The following is a 22,862-nucleotide window of genomic DNA, read 5'->3' on the forward strand; positions in this document are numbered from 1 at the left end:
AGCATGTTCGATTCGATTCACAACGTCAACGACTTCCTCTCCGAGCACTGGTTGGCCGAGGTCTTCCCCACCAACTTGAAGAACCTCGCTCGGCAATGGAAGGAGTGGGCCGAGCAGGACAAGCCGACCCCGGTGAAGGGACTCGCAACGATTGCGAGCACGTATATCCGCGATCTCGGCGACCTCCCCGCGCCCGCCACCGACACGATCGACGCGAGGGTGACGGAGTTGCACTCCACGTTGTTGGCAGCGGTCGGGTTCACCGCTGAAGCGGTGACCATCGAGACCGCCCAGGCCGATACGACAATCGACGTACCGGTCCTCGCGCGGTACCCCAGCACCGGTTCCACGGACTCGCTGCACATCCTGCAGGCGTATCCGGTGGACAATGCCGACGCACTGTTCGGCGGCGATGCCGAACTCGTCGAACCTCTTCGCCGCCACGTCACCAGCGAGAAGATCGAGAAGATCGAGGCGGTAGGTGAAGCGGTCACGCAGCTGTTCGTCAGCGACGCCGCACCCCGCTACCTGCTCGTCGTGGCCGGTGGCGTCGCACTGCTGACCGACGTCGGCCGATGGTCGGAAGGACGCTACCTCGCATTCGACGTGGCGACGGCCCTGGACCGCCGCGACGAGAAGGCAAGCGGCGAACTCACCTGGCATGCCGGGCTCTGGTCGGCCAACGCCCTTCTCCCCGACGAGGAAGACGGCAAGGCCGAGATCGACCACTACACCGAGAGCTCGGAGAAGCACGCCGTCGGCGTCAGCGAGGACCTCCGCGAAGGGCTGCGCACCTCCATCGAGAAGATCGCCAACGAGGTTCTCACCCGACGCCGCGAGGCGGGTTTGCCGGTCGAGGGCATCCCTGAACTCCCGCGCGATCTGACCACACAGTCGCTGCGGTTCTTGTACCGAATCCTGTTCCTGCTCTTCGCCGAGGCGCGTCCCGAGCTTGGAGTGTTGCCGGTCGGCACCCCGGAGTACGAATCGGGCTATGGACTCGACCGACTGCGGGAACTCGTCCAGGTGCCCCTCACCGGACGCTCCGCCGACGGGCACCACCTCCACGAGTCGCTGGATCTGCTGTTCCGGCTGGTCAACACCGGCCACAAAGCAGGCGCCCGCGACGTCGACGGAATGGTCTTCGAGCCGCTGAGGTCGGATCTGTTCGATCCGGCAAAGACTCCCTACATCGACGGGGAAGGGATGCGGATCAGCAACCGTGTCCTGCAAGAGGTACTCAACCTGTTGCTGCTCTCCAAACCCTCGAAGCGCAAAGGCGCACAGCGCGGCTACATCTCGTACGCGCAGCTCGGTATCAACCAGCTGGGTGCCGTCTATGAGGGCCTGATGTCCTACAGCGGTTTGATCGCCGATGACGACATGGTGGAGGTCGCCAAGGACGGCAACGCCGACAAGGGATCGTGGCTGGTTCCCTCCACCAGGTCCGGTGACTACGACGCCGATGACATCGTCTGGCGCGAGGACAGACTCACCGGCCGCAAGGACATCGTCCGGCATCCCAAGGGTAGCTTCGTCTTTCGACTTTCCGGACGGGACCGGCAGCGCAGTGCCTCTTACTACACCCCGGAAGTGCTCACCAAATGCGTGGTCAAACACGCACTCGCGGAGCTCATCACCGATGACACCAAGGCCCAGGACATCCTGGAGTACCGAATCTGCGAGCCGGCCCTGGGAAGCGGCGCCTTCCTCAACGAGGCCATCAACCAATTGGCCGCCGAGTATCTGCGTCGGCGTCAAGACGAATTGCAGACGCCGATCAAGCCGGAGGATTACACCACCCAACTCCAGAAGGTGAAGGCCTATCTGGCGTTACACCGAGCCTATGGAGTGGACCTCAATTCCACTGCGGTCGAGCTGGCCGAGGTCTCGTTGTGGCTCAACGTGATGCACAGCGGCCTGCAGGCACCGTGGTTCGGACTGCACCTGCGTCGTGGCAACTCGTTGATCGGCGCGCGCCGCGCCACCTACGACCTGACCTCGCTTGGGCGAGCCAAGAAGAGCTGGCTGAAGACGCCTCCCACCGATCGTCCTCTGTCGGAGGGATCGATCGGGGACGGCGAGATCCACCACTTCCTCTTGCCCGCCGAAGGCTGGGCCGCGGTTGCCGACGCCAAGCAGGCGAAGGAACTCGCGCCCGATGCAGCGGCAGCGCTCCGGGAATGGCGCAAGAGGGTCACCAAGAAGCCGAACCAGAAGCAGACAGACCGACTCAAGGCGCTCGCCACTCGAGTGGAACGTCTGTGGGCGTTGGCGTTACGGCGTCTGGAGATCAGTGAGCAGCAGATCTCCCGCCAGATCGACGTCTGGGGAGCCGACTTGCCCGTCGTGGAAGACGCGGTGGACCGCGAACGCGTCGAGCGGGAACTGCACGATCCAGAAGGACCATACGAGAGGTTGCGCCTGGCGATGGATGCCTGGTGCGCCCTTTGGTTCTGGCCCGTTACCGGTTCCGTCGCGGACAACGACCAGGGTCACCCAGGGCCTCCAGGACTGGACGAGTGGATCGTCACGCTTGAAGAGCTTCTTGGTGCTGCGGGTATCAAAAAGGTTGAAGCCGGCCAGAGTTCGTTCCAGGACCTCGCCGACGGATTTAAAGAACTTGCTCAGATCGACGATCAGGACCGTCGGTTCTCGGGCATGCGAACCATCCCGGATCTGCTTCTGCGTCACCAATGGCTGGGTACGGCAAGGGAGATCGCGCAAGATCAGGGATTCTTCCACTGGGAACTGGACTTTGCCCAGATCTTCCAGCGTGGAGGGTTCGATGTGCAGGTTGGGAACCCTCCCTGGGTGCGGCCCAAATGGCGTGATGACGAGACATTGAGCGAGTCTGATCCAGTGTTCGCGCTCCGTGAAAAGATCCCAGTAGCTGAGTTTAATTCGAGGCGAAGCCGTCTCCTGGCAGACGAGTGGACAAGAGCGCTGTATCTTGACGATTTAGCTTGGTGGGCAGGGACCGCTGAGCATCTAGGTTCACCTGAGATCCATCCAGCTCTGACAGGTGTTCAAACGAATCTGTATACCAACTTCATGGAGCAGGTGTGGCGGAATGCGGCACCGCAGCGCTCCGCGACGGGGCTGATCCATCCGGAGGGTCATTTCAGCGATCCAAAAGCCGGCTCGTTACGAGCGAAAACCTATCCCCGTCTCCGTCGACATTGGCAATTCTTCAACGAACATATGTATTTTGAAGGTATTGGAGACACTGTAGTTTTCGGAGTCCATGTGTATGGGCCTCCGAAAGAGGTGGGATTTCTACAGATTACTTCCCTTTTTGACCCTCAGACCATTGACGATTCCTTCGCGAAGGCCGAATCGAAGGACGTTCCAGGAATCCAGTATCCGTGGGGCGGGTGGGACCTTCGGGGGCACGCTTCCCGAATCGAGACGATTTCTGAGAGAATCTTGGCGGACTGGGCGATGCTTTTTGATCCAGTCGGTACACCTGCGGTTCAAGCGCGTTTGCTGAGGCCTGTAACCCGCGAACATGTTGAGGTCTTATCCACCGTTGCCCGGTACCCATTCAGAACTGCTTCGCTCGGATACAAGTGGACCAGGTGCTTCGACGAAGATAAGGGAAAGAAGGACGGGTACATCGAGTGGCGCACGGAGTTTCCCGGTAGTTGGGATGAAGTGGTCCTGCAGGGGCCGCACTTCACTGTTGCTACGCCGTTTGCCAAGGAGCCGAACGAGAATTGCAGGAGCAAGGGTGACTACACCACCTGGGACCTCGAATCCCTTCCGGAGTCGGTGATCCCGCGAACCAACTATCAGCGGGCGTGCGATCGCGACACCTACGATGCCGGCATCCCGAAGTGGGGGGATCGGCCGGCGACCGACTACTGGCGGGTGGCGTGGCGCAATATGACCCAACCCGGGTTGGAGAGATCACTACACGCAGCCCTTGTGCCACCGGGGGCAGCACATGTAAACACAGTCAACTCGTTGACTGTGTGTACATGTGCTAGCACCTGTAAACAATTGTCGAGTCCTGACGGACTCTCCGATCTCAGAATGACCGGACTGGTAGCCGGACTTTGGGCATCGCTCCCATTCGACTATCTGGTGAAGGTCAGCGGTCGACCCCATGTGCAAACAGAAGTCGTGGATCGGTTTCCTGCGCCCGTGGATCACCCGGCTGCCGCCCAGCTCCTGTTCCGCACTCTCCGTCTGAACTGCTTGACGCGCGACTACCAACCGCTGTGGGATGCGCTGTACGAACAGGGATTCGCCACCGACATGTGGACCGCGCCTTTCGCCGGTCAGCTCAAGCCACTCGGGGTCTCGGTGCCCGAATGGTCGATGACCACTCCGCTCCGCACCGACTTCGAGCGTCGCGCCGCACTGGTCGAGATCGATGCGCTCTCGGCCCTGATGCTGGGGCTCACCGCAGAGCATCTTGCACTCATGTTCCGAACGCAGTTCCCGGTGCTTCGCAAGTACGAGTACGAGATGTATTTCGACGCCAACGGTCGTAAGATCGCGAAAGATCATCACGCACAAGGGGTTCACCAACAGAAGGAAGATTTCAAGCTCCTGCAGGAATGGATGATCGGCGGCGACCACGGTGACTTGCTGGACCGCTACACGCCGTTCGAGCCGGATGCCGAGCACGCGGAACCCTGGTTCTACAAGCCCGATCGTGAGGCGGAGATGCGTGCGGCGTACGCCGAGTTCGAGCAGCGATTGGCGGATGGATGACGCTCGCCCAACCCAGCCTCCCTTCGTTGCTGGCGGCAGAGACGCAAGAATCGATCGTCGAATACCTGACGACAACCTTCGCCCTCTCCGATCCCGCGACCCAGACGGCGTTGCGCGACTTCCTCGGTGACACCGACACCGGCATCTTTCGCGGGCCCTACCTCAAGATCCGCACCCCGTACCAACCTGTCGGTGACGGCTGGGTGTCACCGCTGGAGTGGATGCCGTCGGGCTTTCGGCCCTTTCAACACCAGGCAGAGGCGTTTGCGCGACTCTCCACCAACGGGAAGGCGGCCCAGCCGACGATCGTCACGACCGGCACCGGATCGGGAAAGACGGAGTCGTTTCTCGTTCCGCTCCTGGATCACTGCAAGAGAGCCGCGGCCCGCGGCGAGCGGGGAATCAAGGCGATCATCCTGTACCCGATGAACGCACTCGTCACCGATCAAGCTCGTCGCCTTGCCGATTATCTGCACGGTGATGAGCGCCTCGCCGGCGTGAGCGCCGGTGTCTACATCGGCGGTGAGGGTAAACGAAGGCATGCCGGCCCCCATGCCCTGATCGATCACCGGGACACCCTGCGCGACAACCCACCCGACATCCTGCTCACCAACTACCGGATGCTCGATCTGCTCTTGCTGCGCCAGGCCGACACCCGCCTGTGGGACAACGCGACGACCACACTGCAGTATCTGGTGCTAGACGAGTTCCACACCTACGACGGAGCTCAGGGCACCGACGTCGCCATGCTCATCCGCCGTCTCGGTTCCCGGTTGGGACTGGAAGGTGCGGCCGGCCCGTTGGGGCGGGTCACCCCGGTCGCCACCTCGGCCACCCTTGGTGGTGGCTCACAATCCGTCGAACTCCGTCGCTTCGCGAGCACCGTGTTCGGCTCCGACTTCGGGTCCGATTCGGTCGTAGGAGAGACCTCGTTGGCACCCATCGACGTTGTCCGCGAAGTCGATTTCACCCTTGACATCCCCTCGGTCGCCGAGATCCTGGCCGTCCCAGAACCCGTCGCCGACGACCCGGCCTCGTGGGAGCCACTGGCACGTACCGTCCTCGCCGGCGGGCAATCGGGCGCCGAGGACTTCTCCGATCCCGTCACCATCGGTGGTGCACTGCGCCGACATTTCCTCACCCGCGTCGTCATCGACGTCCTGGGCGCGCAGCCCCGTACCGTCGCAGACGCAGTGCTGGACGTCGCGCAGGCGGGCATCCTCCCGTGGGGAGTGCACAACTCGACGGCCCCACGCGAGGCGCAGACCGCGCTGCTGAGATTCCTTGCGCTGCTGTCGATAGCGCGGGTGCGAGACGTCTCCGGATCGCTGCGCCCTCTGGTCAATGTTCAGGTCCAGATGTGGGTACGGGAACTCAGCCGCATGCTCCGACTGGTCTCCGACACCCCCGACTTCCGTTGGTGGCACTCGGGTCCCGCCGAAGGACAACGACATCTGCCCGCGACCTACTGCCGAGTGTGCGGACGATCCGGATGGATGGCCGCGACCACCGAACTCGGCGACAGCCTCTCCGGTGAATCACCGGCCATCTGGCGCAACAGCGCGCGGTCCGGCAGCCGTGCGAAAAACCGCGTGATGCTCGCAGCCAACCCGGCCGAAGACGGGGTTCGTCACCTCGACCCCGAAACCCTCGAGGTGCATGCGGCGCCGCGCGAGGGCACCGTGGCCGTTCACATCTCCATCGATGACGAGGAAGCCGCAGGCGAGGTCTGTCCATCATGCGGCGCCCGAAACGCGATCCGGTACATGGGCTCGAGCGTCGCAACCCTGCTCAGTGTCGGCCTCACCACGGAGTTCGGTTCACGTCTGCTCCCTGATGCGGAGAAGAAGACCCTGGTGTTCACCGACTCAGTCCAGGACGCCGCCCACCGCGCCGCGTTCATCGAGGGCCGCGCCTTCGCGTTCAACTTCCGCTCGGCTCTGTACGCCTGTGTGGAGGACGGGAACCGCACCCTCGCCGAGGTCGGGCAAGCACTCGCCACCCGGGCCACCACCGACGAGCTGTACGCCATCACCCCGCCCGATTTTGCCCGGCGCCTCACCACCGACGCCGACTGGCTGGACCACGACGACGGGACCCTGCGACGAATCCTGGCCACCAGACTCGTTTTTCAGTCCCAACTCGAGGTCGGACTGGGCACACGCACCGGCCGCACACTCGAACTCACGTCCTCACTAGCCGTCGATGTCGACGTCGACCTGGCGTATTTCGGCGCGGCTGCACGCGACGTCCACCAGAACCTGCCCCAGCTGAGCGTGACCGACCTCCCCGACGACGCGTCCTATCGCATCTGGCTGCTCGGACTCCTCGACCACCTCAGGACCGGCGGTGGCATCCTCCACCCGTGGCTGACGACCTACATCACGCAAGAGGGCAAGCGGTGGTCGATCTGGGGAGGTAGCGCCGACGGCATGCCCAAGTTCCCACGCGGTCGACCGGCACCGTCGTTCTACACCACGGGTACCGCGGGAGAGACCGACTTCCAATCACTGAGTCCGCGTGGCGAATCCTGGCTGACCGACTGGACCAAGAGATGCCTGGGAGTCACCGCAGGCGAGGCGAGAGCCATGCTCATGAGCGTCGTCGCCCTGCTCGCCGGCGACAACGGACCCCTGCACGACCGCGCAGGAGAGAAAGGCGCGCGCATCTTTGGCCTCGATCCGCAGTCGGTGACGCTCCACACCGATGAGCTCGGGCGGCTGGTGTGCCCCACGTGCCACCACCTCCAACCATGCTCTGCCTCTCGCATCGAGATCTGGGAGAAAGCACCGTGCCCCCGGATGCGGTGCACCGGACGACTCGAACCAGCCGAGATCCCGGCCGCGAATTTCTACCGAACGATGTACCGAGGCGGCCGCATCCGTCGCATCGTCAGTGCCGAACACACCGGCCTCCTGGGACGAGACGAGCGTGAAGAGGTCGAAACCCGATTCAAGGTCGGCGGCTCGGCGTCGGATCCCAACATCCTCGCGTGTACACCGACACTCGAACTAGGCATCGACATCGGAGATCTGAGCACCGTGTCGTTGGCCTCGCTGCCACGCTCGACTGCGGGCTACCTCCAGCGAGTCGGTCGTGCGGGCCGGTCCACTGGCAACGCATTCGTGTTCGCGGCGGTACCCACCTCACCTCGCGACCTGTACTACTTCGCCCAACCCGAGCACCTTCTCGCCGGCGAGGTACTGCCACCCGGCGCGTATCTGGAGGCCACCGAACTCCTGCAACGCCAATACCTGGCATTCTGCCTCGACCGGATCGCCGGCGGCGCTCTGCGTATCGGGCCCCCGATGCCGGCGAGATTGGCCGACTGCCTCGACAACGGGATGGACGAGGGCCGATGGCTACGTGGCGTCGTCGACACCTGCACGGCCGGAGCCGCGAAGCTGTCCGCCGACTTCCTGGGTCTCTTCGGCGAGCACCTCAGCGATCTCGCACGAGAACAGTTGGGTGACTTCGCATCCGACGGCCTTCGTCTGCAGGTGGCAGCCGTCGCTGCGCGATGGGTGGAGGAGACCGACGAGATCCGGGACCGGATGAGCGCCCTCTCGGAGGCGATCGCCGTCCTCGACGGTCACGGTCACCTCGACGATGCCCAGCGCGAAGACCGTAAGCGTTGCGCGGGCGAATTCAAGGCCCTCTCGGACCAGCTCTACGACCGCGCCACCATCGAGACGTTGACCGGCCTCTCCGGGGTGGGGCTGTTGCCGAACTACAACCTCCTCGATGACTCCACGACCCTCGACGTGCACCTCTGGTGGACCGTCGGACGAGAGGGCAACACCTCTCAAGGGGACAAACCCCAGACCGAGGCCCTCGACCTCACCTATGAGCGGGGCAGCTCCACCGCATTGACCGAACTCGCGCCCGGTGCCTACTTCTACGCAGGCGGAAAGCGCGTCGAGATCGACGCCATGGACATCGGGCCCGCAACCAAGCCGCACTGGCGTCGAACCCGACTCTGTCCTGATTGTGGTTGGGGGACAACCGACTCCGCAACCGTACCGTCGTGCCCGCGTTGCCATTCCGGTGCGGTGTCTGATTCGGGTGCGGTCCACAAGGTCCTCGAACTGCGCAAGGTGTCGGCGGTTCACCGACTCGACGACGTCCTCATCGACGAGGAGGTGGAGGACCGCACGAGGACCTTCTTCGGCACCATCACCGGTGTCGACATCGAACCCAAGGACATCAATCGGGCGTGGCGGCTCAAGAACACGGCGTTCGGAGCCGAGTATGCGCGGTCGGCGACGATCAGGACCGTCAACACCGGCTATGGCGATGCGCCCGGCGAACAGATCACCATCGCGGGCGAGGCCCGCACCGCACCGGGTTTCACCACCTGTGAACACTGCGGGGTGGTGGCGCCCGGACCCAACTCCACGGACAAGGTCCGCCACCGCGGCTATTGCGTCACCCGTCGAGGTGGGACCGAGAAATGGACGCGCCTGCTGCTGTCGCACGAACTGCGTACTCAGGCCGTCCGACTCCTGCTGCCCGTCTCGCTGCTGAACTTCGAGACGACCCTCGCGTCGTTCAAGGGCGCTCTGCTCCTGGGACTGCGCAAGGACTTCGGCGGTGACCCGCAGCACCTGGCGGTCGTGGCCTCCAGCATGAGCGACACCCAAGGGGCCACCCGACGGTTTCTCGTGCTGCACGACACGGTTCCCGGCGGAACGGGATACCTCGATAGGTTCGGCGACCCACAACGCATGCATCAGATTCTGTCCCTCGCCAGAGACGCACTTGCACAGTGCCCGTGCAGAACCGAAGAGCAGCAGGCATGCCACCGTTGCCTTTACGGGGTTCTGCCGGCCCGGGACATGGAACACGCATCTCGCGAAGCCGCATTACGGTTGATCGAGGAGTTCCTCTCCGAGTGGGATGTCGAGAGTATCGGGACGGTCACCGGAATCGACATCGGCAAGGTGCAACTCAGTGAGCTGGAGATCCGATTCCGCGAGTTGCTCAAGTCCCGGTTGGACGCGCGAGAAGGGGCGTCCTACGAGGTCGCGCTCGGAGGCAAGGGCGAGGAACTCGACATCCGGATACCGGCCCCAGACGGTCGGACGCGACGCTGGCGGATGCGTCCGCTGGTTCAGATGAGCCACAGCGGCGTGGCGACCGAGCCAGACTTCCTGTTCACCCGCGTTGACGCCCAGACCGCCGACGTCGCCATTTATCTGGACGGCAAGCAGTTCCATGCGAGCGTCGAGCACAATCGTACCGACGACGATGCGCGCAAGCGTGACGCGTTGCGCCGCTCCGACATCCGGGTCTGGTCGATCTCATGGGATGACGTCATCGCCGATGAGACGGGCTCGGCCAAGCAGCGTTCCGCCGACATCGTCCACCAGCACATCAAGAATCTCGTTGCCGAGAACGTGTCCGACAACCGTGTGCGCCACATCTGGGCCAACCCCATCGAGTTCCTGCTCGAATACATCGCCGACCCCGACGCCACGGTCTGGGGAGAAGGGGCAGAGGCCACCGTCTTCGAATTGGTGACCGGCCCGGCAGAGCATGGCACCGCCCAGCACTTCCGGGTGGCACCGTCGGAACTGGCCACCGCTCTGATCGACGCGGCCGCCGGGGCGGCGATGACGGATGACGAGACCGGCTCGGTCATGGTCGTTCCCCGCCACGGGCTCAGCGGTCTCCCACTGATCATCTGCGCAGTGCCGGACTCCTTCCGGACCACGCTCGGGGTGTTCACACTGCTCGACGACCGGGCGAACGTGGTCGGCGGACCAGAGCACGACGCACGGTGGCGGGCCTGGCTGCGGTGGTCCAACATCCTGCAGTTCCTCACCCTGCCGCGCTACGGCGACCTCATGCCCCAGCGCATGGCCGCGATATGGACCACCAGGTCGGTCGACGACTTCCTCGCCGTTCCGGTGCCGTTGGCGATCACCGCAGGCGGTCGCGCCGACATGATCACCCCGCTGTCCGGAGAATGGGAGATCGTCCGCGAGTACGCCGATCCCGTCGTCGACGATCTCGTGACCGGTTTGGCCCAGGCCGGTCTCGACGCCCCCGAGGTCGGATTGGAACTGGGCCCCGACGAGTCGATCTGGCAGGTCGAATTGGGTTGGGAGGAACCGAAGGTGGCCGTGGTGACCGATGTCGACGAGGCTCGCGAGGCATGGTTGGACGACAACGGTTGGAAGGTGTTCCGCGTGGACACCACGACAGGTGCCGGTGTGGACGACGTCGCCACATGTCTGACGGAAGGGACACGATGACCCGATATGTGCAGATGCACGAAATGTTCCAGGGCTCCTACAACAAGCTGGACGGAAGCATCAAGTCCCGGGTCCTGAACTTCATGGTCAAGCTCCAACAGGACCCCGACGGAAGCGGCCTGGATTTCAAGCAGCCAAAAGGGGCAGCCGACAAGCACATTCGGACAGCCCGCGTCACCGACAACTACCGTGCCGTACTGATGGACCCTGGTGGGCAATCCGCCCTCTACCTCATTGCGGTGATGAAGCACGACGACGCATACGAGTTCGCCGAGAAGGTCACCGTCCAGGTCAATGAGAAGACCGGAGCTGCAGAACTTTTCGACAAGGTGGCTTTGAAGACCGCTGTGGACACAGCACCCGTCGCCCAGCCGAGCGAACAACCATTCATGCCATCGACCGTCCGCACCTCAGACCTCGAACGCTTCGGCGTGGAACCCGGGATCGCCGAGCGCCTCACCGAGGTGACCGGCGAAGAAGCCTTCCTGGCAATCGCGGGCGCGCTTCCGTCCACGCAGGGCGGAGCCGTCCTCGACCTCGCCTTCGGCAAGAGCCCCGATGACGTGTGGAAGGACTACGCCCTCCAGGAACCCGGGCCCATCGACACCGACGACCTGGAGAAGGCGCTCGAGCGCCCCATCTCCCGGCTCGCGTTCACCGCCGCGGCCGGCGATAACGAGGCCGAGCTGCGCGCCGTGCTCGAAGGAGACTTCGCGAAGTGGCGCGTGTGGCTGCATCCGCTGCAGCGTGATCTGGCCACCCATGATGGGTGGAACGGTCCGTTCCGTGTCACCGGTGGCGCGGGGACCGGCAAGACCGTCACCGCCCTACATCGTGCCCGCCATCTCGCCCGACGCATCGAGGACAGCGGCAGTGGCGAGAAGGTGCTGCTCACCACCTACACCCGAAACCTGGTGCGAGACATCGAAGCCCAGCTGATCATGTTGGCCGGCAAGGAGATCACCGGCCTTGTCGACGTCCTCAATGTCGACGCACTGGCGCGTAAGGTTCTCACCGCCGGTGACAACGGTCGCGTCCTCGTCAATTCCTCGAGCATCGTGCAGGACAGCGACACCCGGGTTGCGCAGCTGTGGGCCACCGCCGCCCAGACGGCAACCGGGAAGTGGGAGCCGGGCTTCCTTTCCGACGAATGGGCGCTGGTGGTGCTGGGCAACTCCATCGAGGACGAGGCCGGGTACCTTCGTGTACCCAGGACGGGCCGCTCACAGCGACTCTCCAGACCCCAGCGTGCCGACGTCTGGAAGGTCGTCGAACACTTCCAACGCCTGATGCGTGCCGAGGGACTCATCACCTTCACCGAGCTCGCGGCGCGGGCTGCATCGGCCCTCGCCGCGGACCCGGGACTGCGCGACAGGTTCGGCTATCGGAACGCCGTCATCGACGAGGCCCAGGATCTGCACCCAGCCCACTGGAAGATGCTGCGCGCTCTCGTCGCGCCGGACACCGACGACCTCTTCATCGTCGGCGACGCACACCAACGTATCTACGGCCGCCCGACACCGTTGTCCCGCTACGGAATCGAGACTCGAGGACGATCGCGACGGCTCACGATCAACTATCGCACGAGTCGCGAGATCCTTCGGTGGACCCTGCTAATGGCTGACCCCGACGTCGACGACCTCGACGTGGACTCCGACACCCTCCAAGGCGCCCGATCGGTGTTCGGGGGACCCGAGCCGGAAATGCTCGGTTTCGAGTCTCACGGTGAGGAGAACAGCGGAATCGGGACCCTGATCAAGACCTGGCGGGCAGAGGGGCTGGAACTTCGCGACATCGCGGTGTTCACCTACGAAAAGCGTCATGTCGATGAGATCTGCGATGCTCTCGAGTCCGAAGGGGTGCCCAGCGCCGCCGTGGGGCCGAACACGGCGGAGGAGAAACTGGGTGATGCGGTTCGTGTGATGACCATGCACCGCGCCAAGGGTCTCGAATATCGAGGCGTGATCCTCGCGCGGATGGGCGAAAAGGACTTCCCGCCTCCATTTCTGCTCCGGAAAGCGGGCGACGAACTCGGCCGCGAGCGGAAGAAACTGCGAAGTGTTCTCTACGTTGCCGGTTCGAGGGCGCGTGAACGGATGGCGATCGCCTATTCCGGCAAGCCTGCGAAGATGCTCTCATGACCGAGACGACAGCCGCTGGGGACGCTGTCGCGTTCGAACTCGACGAATCGCAACGTGCTGTCGCCGAGGCGCCCGCAGACGCGCGACTCCTGGTGATCGCGGGAGCCGGGCAGGGCAAGACCGAGGTGGTGGCATCTCGGATCGAGTATCTCGTAGAAGATGAGGGGCTTTCGGCGTCCACCGAGATCATGGCACTGAGCTTCTCGCGTGCTGCGGTACATGCAGTGCGAACGCGACTTGACGTGCGAGACATCGCGCGTACAGACGTGAGGACGTTTGATTCGCTGGCGTCGTATCTGTTGTCGCAGAACGGTATCGAGCCTGCGGGGGACTTCAACGAGAGGGTTCGTGCCGCCACCAGACTGCTGACGACTTCGGCTGAAGTCGACGGGGTGGAGGACATCGCGCACATCATTCTCGACGAGGTCCAGGACCTCGTTGGTGACCGTGCAGAGATGGTATTGGCGTTGCTGTCGCGCCTGGACGAGTCTGCGGGGTTTACAGCCCTGGGTGATCCACTGCAGGCCCTCTATGATTTCACCCTCGACGACTCTCGGAGCAAACTCACATCGAGCGAGTTCATCGACGCCCTCACGAAATCCCACGGTGGCACCGAACTAAGCCTCGACCGCAACTATCGCGCCCGCGGCGAATTCCCGCGCGGCGTGATCGAACTGGGCAACAAGATGAGAGACGAGCAGAGGGGCGAAGCAGCTCAGATCATCACGGAGTTCGAGAGCACACTGCCACACTCGGGCGAAATCCGGGATTGGCACTTTCTCGATGACGCCTCCGCTGGTCGGACGGCGGTGCTGTGCGCAACGAACGGCGAGGTCCTGAGGGTGTCCAACTTCCTGTCTGAGCAGGGCATTGATCATGTCGTCCGACGACCCGCGCAGGACTTTGGCGCCGCCAAATGGATCGCGGAGCTGTTCGAGGGGGTCGAGGGACCGGAGTTGGCGAGGTCTGACGTCGAGTCGGCGATCGAGAGCAAACTCGCGGCTCGACTTCGGGACGAGGCGTGGTACCTGCTCAAGGGTGCCGAAGGGCGCTCGCGCACCATGAATCAGCTCAACCTCCCTCGCCTGCGCAGCTTGATATCGACCCACGCGATGCCGCTGACCCTCACTGAACCCGACCAAGCGCATGTGATCGTCTCCACGATCCACCGAGCCAAAGGACTTGAATTCGAACGAGCGTACTTCGTGCACCCGAATAGCCCGATGAACGATCAGAACGATTGGCCGGCCATCCGTCAGAGATACGTTGCGCTGAGCCGGGCGCGCGACATGGTCGCGGTGATCGACATCCCCACCGAGTGGGTCTGGTTCGACAAACGGAATGGGCGATCGCGGGAACGCAAGAAGGGCAAGTCCGGGAAGCACTACACTCTTGCGGTGGAGCTACGTGGCAATGATGTGATGGACTCGCGGCCACTGCAGGGCGACCCGAGAAGGGCGCACGAGATCCAGAGGAATCTCGCCGAGGTTTCGCCGGGCCAGGAGATCTTCGGGGTGTTCGATCCCACCCAGTCCACAGCGGACAAACCGATATTCTGCCTGAGCACCTCGAAGGGCGCGGAACTCGGCTTCACCGATAAGTGGTTCGGGAGAGCACTTGCCTACGATTTCGGCTGGCGACGCGAGTTCCGTGATGGTTGGGATGGAGCCGTTGTCGAGGGAGTGCGCTTGGTGTCAGTTGAGACGGTTGCAGGAGATCCGCGAGTGACAGAGGCTGCCGGTCTGGGTCCCTCGGGATTCTGGTTGGTACCGCGGGTATTCGGGTTGGTTGCGCCGAAACCGTCGTGAGCATCAGTCGGGCTTGCGTCTACGAAACCGCTCGCGCACCTGCTCGAGTGTTTCGCCGGTCCGCTCCAGCCGCCAGTCGCGCCAGCCATTCCTGTTGGAACCCACTAGGTCCGACAACGCGCCTGAGGGTGTCGCGAACTCACGATGCCCCACAAGTAGGCGGCCGGCCCGACTGATTCGGGCAGCGAAGGATCGGCCCTTTCGAGGCTGCTCGTGGTAAACGCGGTCGCCTTCGTGTATGTATCCCGCCAGGATGAGATCACCGATCGTCTCCTCGTAGACGACTCGGCTTGCGGCTCGGACCTTGCCATCGGTGTTCTCGGCATCGGAAAAGAGTTTCTCGGCCACCGGTGATTTCTGAGCATCCTGCTCTCGCCCGTCGTTGGCAGGTACATCCTGCGACGCTCCGGAGGGGGCGGCAACCTTCTCGATATAGAGAGTGCCTGCGATCTCGCGAAACTCGAACCCGGTCACGGGATCATCTTTGAGCACACCCAGAGCCCCGGCATCGCCTGGGAGTGCTTGGGTGACGCGATCTTCGACGCGGGAGACGGAACCCACTGGGAGGCGGTCGAAGAACTCCTCGATCTCGGCCCATGCGGTTCGAATCCAGTCGTCGGGATCAGGTTGTGGTTCGGCCTCTGATATCGCAGGCGCCGCCGCGGGGACGACCTCGGCATTGGGGTGAGGCCACGTTCGACAGAAGCCATCTGCGAGAAGTGCACCCCGCATGCTGATCGCCACACCATCCAGCGACTCTGGCAGAGCGGCGTTGAGCGCAAGTGTGGATTCGGTGAGCATGGATCGTCGCTCTCCCCACGTTGACGCCCGAGACAGTGCGCGGGGGCTATCGAACAACGTCAGATTGCCCAACGATGCGCGCAGCGTATCGTCGATGGGATCCTCTGCTCCCGCGAGTAGTGCATAGTCCGTCGAGGTGAGATCGGGCGCTACCTCGAAGTTCCCGATCAAGCCGAGCTCGCACCCACGAAGCACCATCCGGATCCGGGCACGTGTCAGGTTTCGGAATATCGGCGCCGACACCAATGCCTCGCGGATTTCCGCATCGGTCGGCCAACGGCCCGACTCGGAATCGTTGTTCAGGAAGAACTCTCGGACAACCGGCGCATACGGCTGCTGACTGCGCTTCAACGCCTTCAGCAGCTCCAACAGCATGCGGTTGTAGTTCTTGCTGGTCGAACGCAGTACAGCGCGCCGAACGAGCCATGACTCAATGTAAATAAATGCTTCTGCGCGGTCGCTATCGCCGGCTTCTCGGTCCAGGTAGAGCACCACCGGCGACAACACGGTCGTGTCGAGCGTCTCGGCGGTTTTCAGGAGTCGAGTGTGCGCGTCATCGCCGAGGGGATCGATGATCGCGCGATACAAGTCGCTGCATTCGGCGACCTCTCGTGTCAGGGTCTCCAGCTCTGCCAGAGACATCTGTGCCGAGAGATCCTTGAAACGGTTGAAGAGTCCGGTGGCAAGCACCTCTTCCCCAGTCCGCATAGTGAGATAGTGTGCGAAGAAGGCGTCGACGCGGGTTCGAATGAGTCGACCTTGTCGGACTTCCGCTTGCCAGAACGAGGTCTCGAGTCGTCGCCAGTAGTCATCGAAAATCCGTTCAACGTCCGCGCCGGCGCGCTCCAGCTTTTGAAACAGTGAGTTCTTCACCAGATCGCTGGGCAGGAGAGGTGTCCCGCGGTCGTTGAGGCTCTCGAAGATCACTTGTGCGTTGTCATTTGCGGCGAGTTCGATCACGACCAACTGCAGCCCTATCCGTAGGGCGTGGACGAGCGATTGGATTCGGGCGCGGTCCTGATCGACGTCGGCGAGCCACTCCAGCGCAGCTTCGTAGAAGAACTGGTACGCGTCGAGGAGCCGCGAATCCTGATCTTCGTCGGGACTCCGGCGGTCGACGATCCCCGCGAACACACGTCTATCGCGAAGCGTCGGCCAGACCTTGTACGGAGCGAACTCGGCGGTCGAGAGTTGATCCTCGTTGGTGACGAGTCTGTTCAGCGCCTTGGTGAACGTCTCCTCCACCTCTGCGGTCTGGAACGCATCGCGAATTGCGCAGAGCGCGATCTGGAGCGTGGTGATCCGCTGTTGCCCGTCGATGACCTGGAGCACGCTGATGTCCGCCGCGTCCTTGTCCGTCGAGTCGAGGACAACCGCCCCCAGGAAGTGCGGCTCCGCGGTATGTCCGGCCGCGAACGACTCCGACATGGAGATCACGTCGGCCCACAAGGGCTCCCAGTTCTTCACCCTGTCCCACACGTACGGACGCTGGAACACCGGCACCACCAGACACTGCTCACCCTCGAACAACTCGCGGACAAGTTTGGCCTCGGCCTTCATGCGGTGAACCTCGTCGGTGTCGATTGATCTAATACTTGAAGATCAACGTAGCGGACGGCGACGACAGGGGTAACGGGACGATGCAGTCACTCGGCGAATCGGTGCTCGGCGAGCTCACCAGGGTAGGACCCTTGACCTCCGTCGAACTGGGAGAGCGCCTCTCCCAGCCCGTGACCGCTGTCCAAGAGGTACTGCTCGAGTGCGACCAGGTGTTCGTGCGGCCCCCCGAAGGGTCTGACAAGTGGAGTGTCGTCTCATCAGACGACATGGCGCAGCGACTGGGGATGAATCGTGGTCTGCGGCCGTGGCAGGTCGACGCCTTTCAACGGTGGCTGGTCGCCGGACGAGCAGGGGTCATCGAGGCCGTGACCGGCGCCGGAAAGACTGACGTGGGAGTGGCCGCCATCGCAGACGCGAGAAGACGGGGCGTCCCGACGCTGGTCCTCCTGCCCGATCGCGATTTGGCGGATCACTGGCGTGGCGTACTCGAAACAGCCTTCCCTGGCGTGAAGGTCGGTACACCGCATTCAACACGTGCTATCGCTGTCGCTGAACAGATGGTCGTTACCACAGTCGAGGGGTTGGGCAATAAGCGTCTGACTGCGTTTCGGGAAGCCGGCCTGTTGGTGGTCGACGAGATCCAACGATTCGGTGCCGCCACACTCACCGCGTCCGTATTTCCTCGCGAAGGTTTAACGGAGAAGCTCGGACTGACGGCATCGTACGAAGGGAGCAATGCGCAGATACAGCGGGTCCTGCGTCCCTACTTTGGTGAGCGAATCTCCGGCTGTTCGTACACCCGTGCGGTCGATGAAGGAATTCTGGGAAAGCCGTTGGTTTTGACCGTAGGGGTGAGCTTTTCATCCAAAGAGCGCGACGAGTACGAAGCGTTGTCGCGCCGGATCGAGAGTGCGGAACGCAAGCTTCGCGACACAGGAGCAGATCTGAGTGCCGGGATCTACGAGACCGCGCGGGATATCGACTCTGGGTCGCTTGTGGGTGAGATCAGTTTCTTGGCACATGAGTATCTTGAGGCGGTGGACGCGCGGCGTCGCGTAACGGCAATGTGTCAGTCGAAAATTCAGGCTGTTGCTGAGATTGCAAGAGGTGTTGCCACAGCCCAACGGACAACGGTTTTCACAGACCCAGAGAGCATCTCGGAAAGCATCGCAGAAGTCGTTTCGACCCAGAGTGGTGTCACCGCTGACTTCATATCGTCGAGCAGCAATATCCCGTTTACCATCGGCCGGTTCAGTAGCGAAGCAGTGAAGGTCCTCGCTACCGCGCGATTAATGGACGAGGGCGTTCCGGTCCCCACATCTCAGGTGGGAATCGTGACCGCAGCAGCGAGATCCCGCGCGCAGATGCTACAGCGTATGGGTAGGGTGGTGCATCCTGCGGACTGGGCCCTACGCAGCGCGATCGTGGTGGTGTACGTAAACGCGACCATCGAGGACCCGGACGTGGGCTCGCTGGCCGAGACGCACCTTGACGAGCTTGTGCCGATTGCCGCGCAACGCCGCGACGTCGATCCTCAGGAGGCCGCTGATCGGCTCAAAGACTGGCTCTCCCCGAGGTCAGACGTCGAGGACATTGGTGCAAACGAGATTCCTGTTCCTGTCGTGGAGACGGAGATATGGGATCCCCGAGGCGCAATCCTCGACATCGTGGCTGAGCACGAGGGTCTGCTCACCTGGCGTGAACTACGCGACTTGCTTCCTGATCTCGAAGTCGAAGATGCACTGATGAACGGTCTCGATGAACTCAACTGGATGCGGGTGGGTGGTGTCCTGGCGGGTATTGGCGATGTCAAGGTCCGAGACAGCGATCGGCGAATAGTCGCTCTAGATGCCCTAGCCCGCGCTCGCGACGTGTTGGGCGAAATACCCACATCCGCGCCCCAGATCCGGGCGGAGTTGGGGTCGGCGGCCGAGATTCTGCGGACAGTCTCCAGCGAGCGCCTTGGTGAGTTCTGGCAATCCGTCGGCGGCCGAATCGAGCTCCCTGCCGCGGCCGGACCGGAGTCGCAGGACGCGGCTACCCCCCTGCCAGACACGGGCGACGTGCAGGTTGCCCCAGAAGCAGTGGAGCCGTTGCCAGAACCGCGGGCGCACGTCTCGATGAGTCCGGCGATACGGGCGGTGATTGAGCAGATCGGTGTCGAAGGCGGTGAAGCGTCTCTGGCCTCCGATCATGTGAGCGGGACGCTTGAGATCCGTGATCCAGCAGGACGAACCAAGCTGGTTCGCGTCCACAGCGGCATCGGTGGCAATTGGAGGGTCAGGACCACTGATGGTGATCTCGGAGAACGCACTGCTGAGCACGATGCGATCATCTTTCTGGATCGAGGCACCACGCCGCCCAAGTTTTACATTGCGCCAGTCGGACCTTATGCCAAGCGCGTCAAAGCAGTTGTTGAGGCACGGTGTCAGCGGTCATGTAATTCCCCAGGTTGGTGGGGTTGTCCGTCACGTAATTCCTCACCTGTCCGTCACGTAATTCCCCACCCTGGGGCGTGTCGGGCGGGGTTGGGGTGCTGCTACAGGTTCGCTCCTTGCAGGGCCCCTTCCCGGGCCCCTGGAAGGGGCCTGAGGTGGCACGGAGGACGTTGACGATGACCCAGCTGTTGGAGTTGTTTCGGCATTGGTATGCCGGACGCTCGCAGGTACAGATTTCCCAGGCGTTGGGCCTGGATCGCAAGACCATCCGCAAGTATCTCGCGCCGGCGCTGGCGGCGGGAATGAGCCCGGGCACCGGGGACAAGTTCGACGAGTCGGTGTGGCGGGAGTTGATCGGCGGCTGGTTCCCCGAAGTTGTCGATCCCTCGACGCGGGCGGTGACGTGGCCGCCGATCGCCAAGCATCATAAGTGGATCAGCGGCCAGCTCGATGCCACGGTGACGGTGGCCACGATCGCGCAACGTCTGCGCGACGACCACGGGGTTGATGTGTCGGAATCGTCGGTACGCCGTTATGTGACAGCACATTTCGCTGACAAGATCAACGAGAAACGCGCAACCCCACCACGACCCCCGGTACCTGCAGGCGAGGAAGCCCAAGTCGATTACGGCAAGCTCGGGATGTGGACCAACCCTGAGACCGGGAAGCGGGTGTCGGTGTGGGCGTTCGCGATCATCCTGTCGTGCTCGCGGTGGTTGTTTGTGCAGCCGGTCCTCAAGATGGACCAAACATCTTGGTGCGCTTCGCATGTGGATGCGTTCGAGTTTTTCGGCGGCGTGCCCGAGCGAATCGTTTGTGACAACCTCAAGACCGGGGTCAGCAAGCCTGATCTCTACGATCCGCAGATCAACCGGGCCTACGCCGAACTCGCCTCGTTCTACGAGGTGCTGATCGATCCGGCGCGCGCGTTCACTCCGAAAGACAAACCGCGCATCGAGCGCCCGATGCCCTACATTCGGGACTCGTTCTTCACGGGCCGCGAGTTCACCAGCCTGCCGCAGATGCAACAGGCCGCCCTCGACTGGTGTCTGAACGTGTACGGCCGCCACGCCCACCGCGGGATCGATGGGGTGCCGCCCGCCGAACTGTTCGCGCAGATCGAACGGGATGTGTTGACTCCGTTGCCGCCCAGACGATTTGAACGTGTCACCTACCACGTGGGCAAGGTCGCCCCCGACTGTCATGTCAAGGCGGGCACAGCGTTGTACTCGGTGCCGTGGCGGCTGATCGGCTCACACGTGCGGGTCCGCACGTGCGGGGATATGGTCCAGGTCTTCGCCGACGACCAGGTCGTGGCAACCCACGTACTGCACCTGAGCGGACGAGCAACCAACCTCGAGCACTATCCGCCGCACAAGGTCGCCTACCACTCCCGCCCGGTGGCGTGGTGCCGCAAGCAGGCCGAAGAGATCGGCGAGCACGCGGTCGCAGTCGTCGCTGAACTCTCCGAGGTCAATGCGATCCACCGCCTGCGCGCGATCCAGTCCATCGTCGGCTTGCGCACCAAGTATCCCGATGACCGCATCAACGCCGCCTGCGCCCGCGCGATCGCCGTCGGCGATGTCGGGCCACGCACCATCAAAGGCATCCTGATCGCCGGTACCGAATACGACGACACCATCACCACATCGCCGGTAGCGCCGACACCACCGGCATTTCTGCGTGGCCCGCACGCCTTCGCCGACGACCTCGACACGGCAGCCGGCCAGTAGACCTCACACCCAATCCCATTAACTACCAGCTTATTCCACTAAGGACGTTCTGATGACCATTCATGATCCCAGCCTGCGAGCCGCGTTGAAAACGTTGAAGTTGACCGGCATGCTCGACACCCTCGACGCCCGGCTGGCCCAAACCCGCGCCGGCGAACTGGGTCACCTGGAGTTCCTGCAGGTGTTGTGCGAAGACGAGATCGCCCGCCGTGAGTCCGCCGCCCTGGCGCGGCGCGTGCGCCGGGCCCGCTTCGAACAATCAGCAACCTTCGACGACTTCGACTTCACCGCCAACCCGAAACTGCCCGCCGCGATGCTGCGTGACCTCGCCGCCCTGCGCTGGCTCGACGCCGGCGAATCAGTCATCCTCTACGGACCCGTCGGAGTCGGCAAAACCCATGTGGCACAAGCACTCGGCCACCAAGTCGCGTTACGCGGACACGACATCCGATTCGTCAAATGCGCCCGCATGCTCGCCGACCTCGCCGGCGGCCACGCCGATCGCACCATCGGGCAACGCATGCGCGAATACACCCGCCCCGCCGTCCTGATCATCGACGACTTCGCCATGCGCGAACACACCACCACCGGCTCCGACGACCTCTACGACCTCGTCTCCGACCGCGCCATCGCAGCCAAACCCGTCATCCTCACCAGCAACCGCGCACCCAAAGACTGGTACCCCCTGTTCCCCAACCCCGTCGTCGCCGAATCACTACTCGACCGACTCATCAACACCAGCCACCAGATCCTCATGGACGGCCCGTCCTACCGACCACGCAAACGCCCCGGACGAACACCGAAAACCACCTAACCCACAACCCCAGCTACCCTCAACCCAGCACACCCGAACATGGGGAAATCCGTGACGGACACACCTGGGGAATTACGTGACCGTCGACAGGCACGGGCAAGATCCAATCCTCGAGATCGCCACGCTGATCACATCAACATAGAAGCGTGGGTCGTAGAGGACGGACTCGATCGCTGGGATTTACTTGGCCTTGGTGTTCCTCGGAAGAGGCCGATAGCCGCTGCTGCGTCCGATGAAGTGACAACGGCACAAACCGACATACGCGAAGAGAGGGTCACGGCCACAGCGCCACCAGACCTACAATGGTCAGCTGATAACGAATTGCGGGTCATTCTTGATTTCGACGGCCATCGGATCGTCGGCTTCTTCGACCCGGAAAGCACCAAACTCAGGATAGCCAGAGCGCCTGGAATCAGCTCACTAGCCGGCAAAGAATTCCGTAATCCCGCGGTGGCTGCCGGCACGATAAAGTCGAAGATCGCGAAACGAACGCTATTTGGGGTCGGCTACGATGACTGGGTTGTCGATGAAAACACAAGGGAGACGCTGGCTGGTTACCTGGAAACGACAAACTAGTTGATT

Annotated in this window: 9 protein-coding genes; 8 read left to right on the top strand and 1 reads right to left on the bottom strand. The window is 63.0% G+C overall.

Going from position 1 to position 22,862, the window contains the following annotated elements:
- Positions 1 to 3: 3 nt before the first annotated feature.
- From GBRO_RS01725 to GBRO_RS01740, 4 genes are read left to right on the top strand one after another with little or no spacing between them, the layout of a single operon-like run.
- Positions 4 to 4,725, top strand: coding sequence for an Eco57I restriction-modification methylase domain-containing protein (locus GBRO_RS01725; protein WP_012832279.1), 4,722 nt, complete (start codon positions 4 to 6; stop codon positions 4,723 to 4,725).
- Between the two features lie 26 nt (positions 4,726 to 4,751).
- Positions 4,752 to 10,985, top strand: coding sequence for a DEAD/DEAH box helicase (locus GBRO_RS01730; RefSeq protein WP_227892835.1), 6,234 nt, complete (start codon positions 4,752 to 4,754; stop codon positions 10,983 to 10,985).
- The gene (locus GBRO_RS01735) at positions 10,982 to 13,126 is read left to right on the top strand and encodes a UvrD-helicase domain-containing protein (protein WP_012832281.1); all 2,145 of its coding nucleotides are present in this window, start codon (positions 10,982 to 10,984) and stop codon (positions 13,124 to 13,126) included. Before GBRO_RS01730 ends, GBRO_RS01735 begins: the two co-directional genes overlap by 4 nt.
- Positions 13,123 to 14,934, top strand: a complete 1,812-nt coding sequence (locus GBRO_RS01740; protein ID WP_012832282.1) for a UvrD-helicase domain-containing protein — start codon at positions 13,123 to 13,125, stop codon at positions 14,932 to 14,934. Before GBRO_RS01735 ends, GBRO_RS01740 begins: the two co-directional genes overlap by 4 nt.
- A gap of 3 nt (positions 14,935 to 14,937) precedes the next feature.
- Here the strand turns inward: GBRO_RS01740 and GBRO_RS01745 are convergent, their stop codons facing one another.
- Complete coding sequence (locus tag GBRO_RS01745) at positions 14,938 to 17,295, bottom strand: GmrSD restriction endonuclease domain-containing protein (RefSeq protein ID WP_012832283.1); 2,358 nt, start codon at positions 17,293 to 17,295, stop codon at positions 14,938 to 14,940.
- Between the two features lie 35 nt (positions 17,296 to 17,330).
- Between GBRO_RS01745 and GBRO_RS01750 the strand changes: the two genes are divergently transcribed.
- From GBRO_RS01750 to GBRO_RS25885, 4 genes are read left to right on the top strand one after another with little or no spacing between them, the layout of a single operon-like run.
- Positions 17,331 to 19,907 (top strand): DEAD/DEAH box helicase, encoded by a 2,577-nt coding sequence (locus GBRO_RS01750; protein WP_227892836.1) that lies wholly within the window; start codon positions 17,331 to 17,333, stop codon positions 19,905 to 19,907.
- 2 nt (positions 19,908 to 19,909) lie between these two features.
- The gene (istA, locus tag GBRO_RS01755; protein ID WP_012832285.1) at positions 19,910 to 21,466 is read left to right on the top strand and encodes an IS21 family transposase; all 1,557 of its coding nucleotides are present in this window, start codon (positions 19,910 to 19,912) and stop codon (positions 21,464 to 21,466) included.
- Positions 21,467 to 21,518: 52 nt separating this feature from the next.
- Positions 21,519 to 22,280, top strand: coding sequence for an IS21-like element helper ATPase IstB (istB, locus tag GBRO_RS01760; protein ID WP_012832286.1), 762 nt, complete (start codon positions 21,519 to 21,521; stop codon positions 22,278 to 22,280).
- Positions 22,281 to 22,331: 51 nt separating this feature from the next.
- On the top strand, positions 22,332 to 22,856 hold the full coding sequence (locus GBRO_RS25885; protein WP_147290617.1) for a hypothetical protein: 525 nt from the start codon (positions 22,332 to 22,334) through the stop codon (positions 22,854 to 22,856).
- Positions 22,857 to 22,862: the final 6 nt, after the last annotated feature.

The organism is Gordonia bronchialis DSM 43247 (genome assembly GCF_000024785.1).
In the GTDB taxonomy this organism is placed as follows: Bacteria; Actinomycetota; Actinomycetes; order Mycobacteriales; family Mycobacteriaceae; genus Gordonia; species Gordonia bronchialis.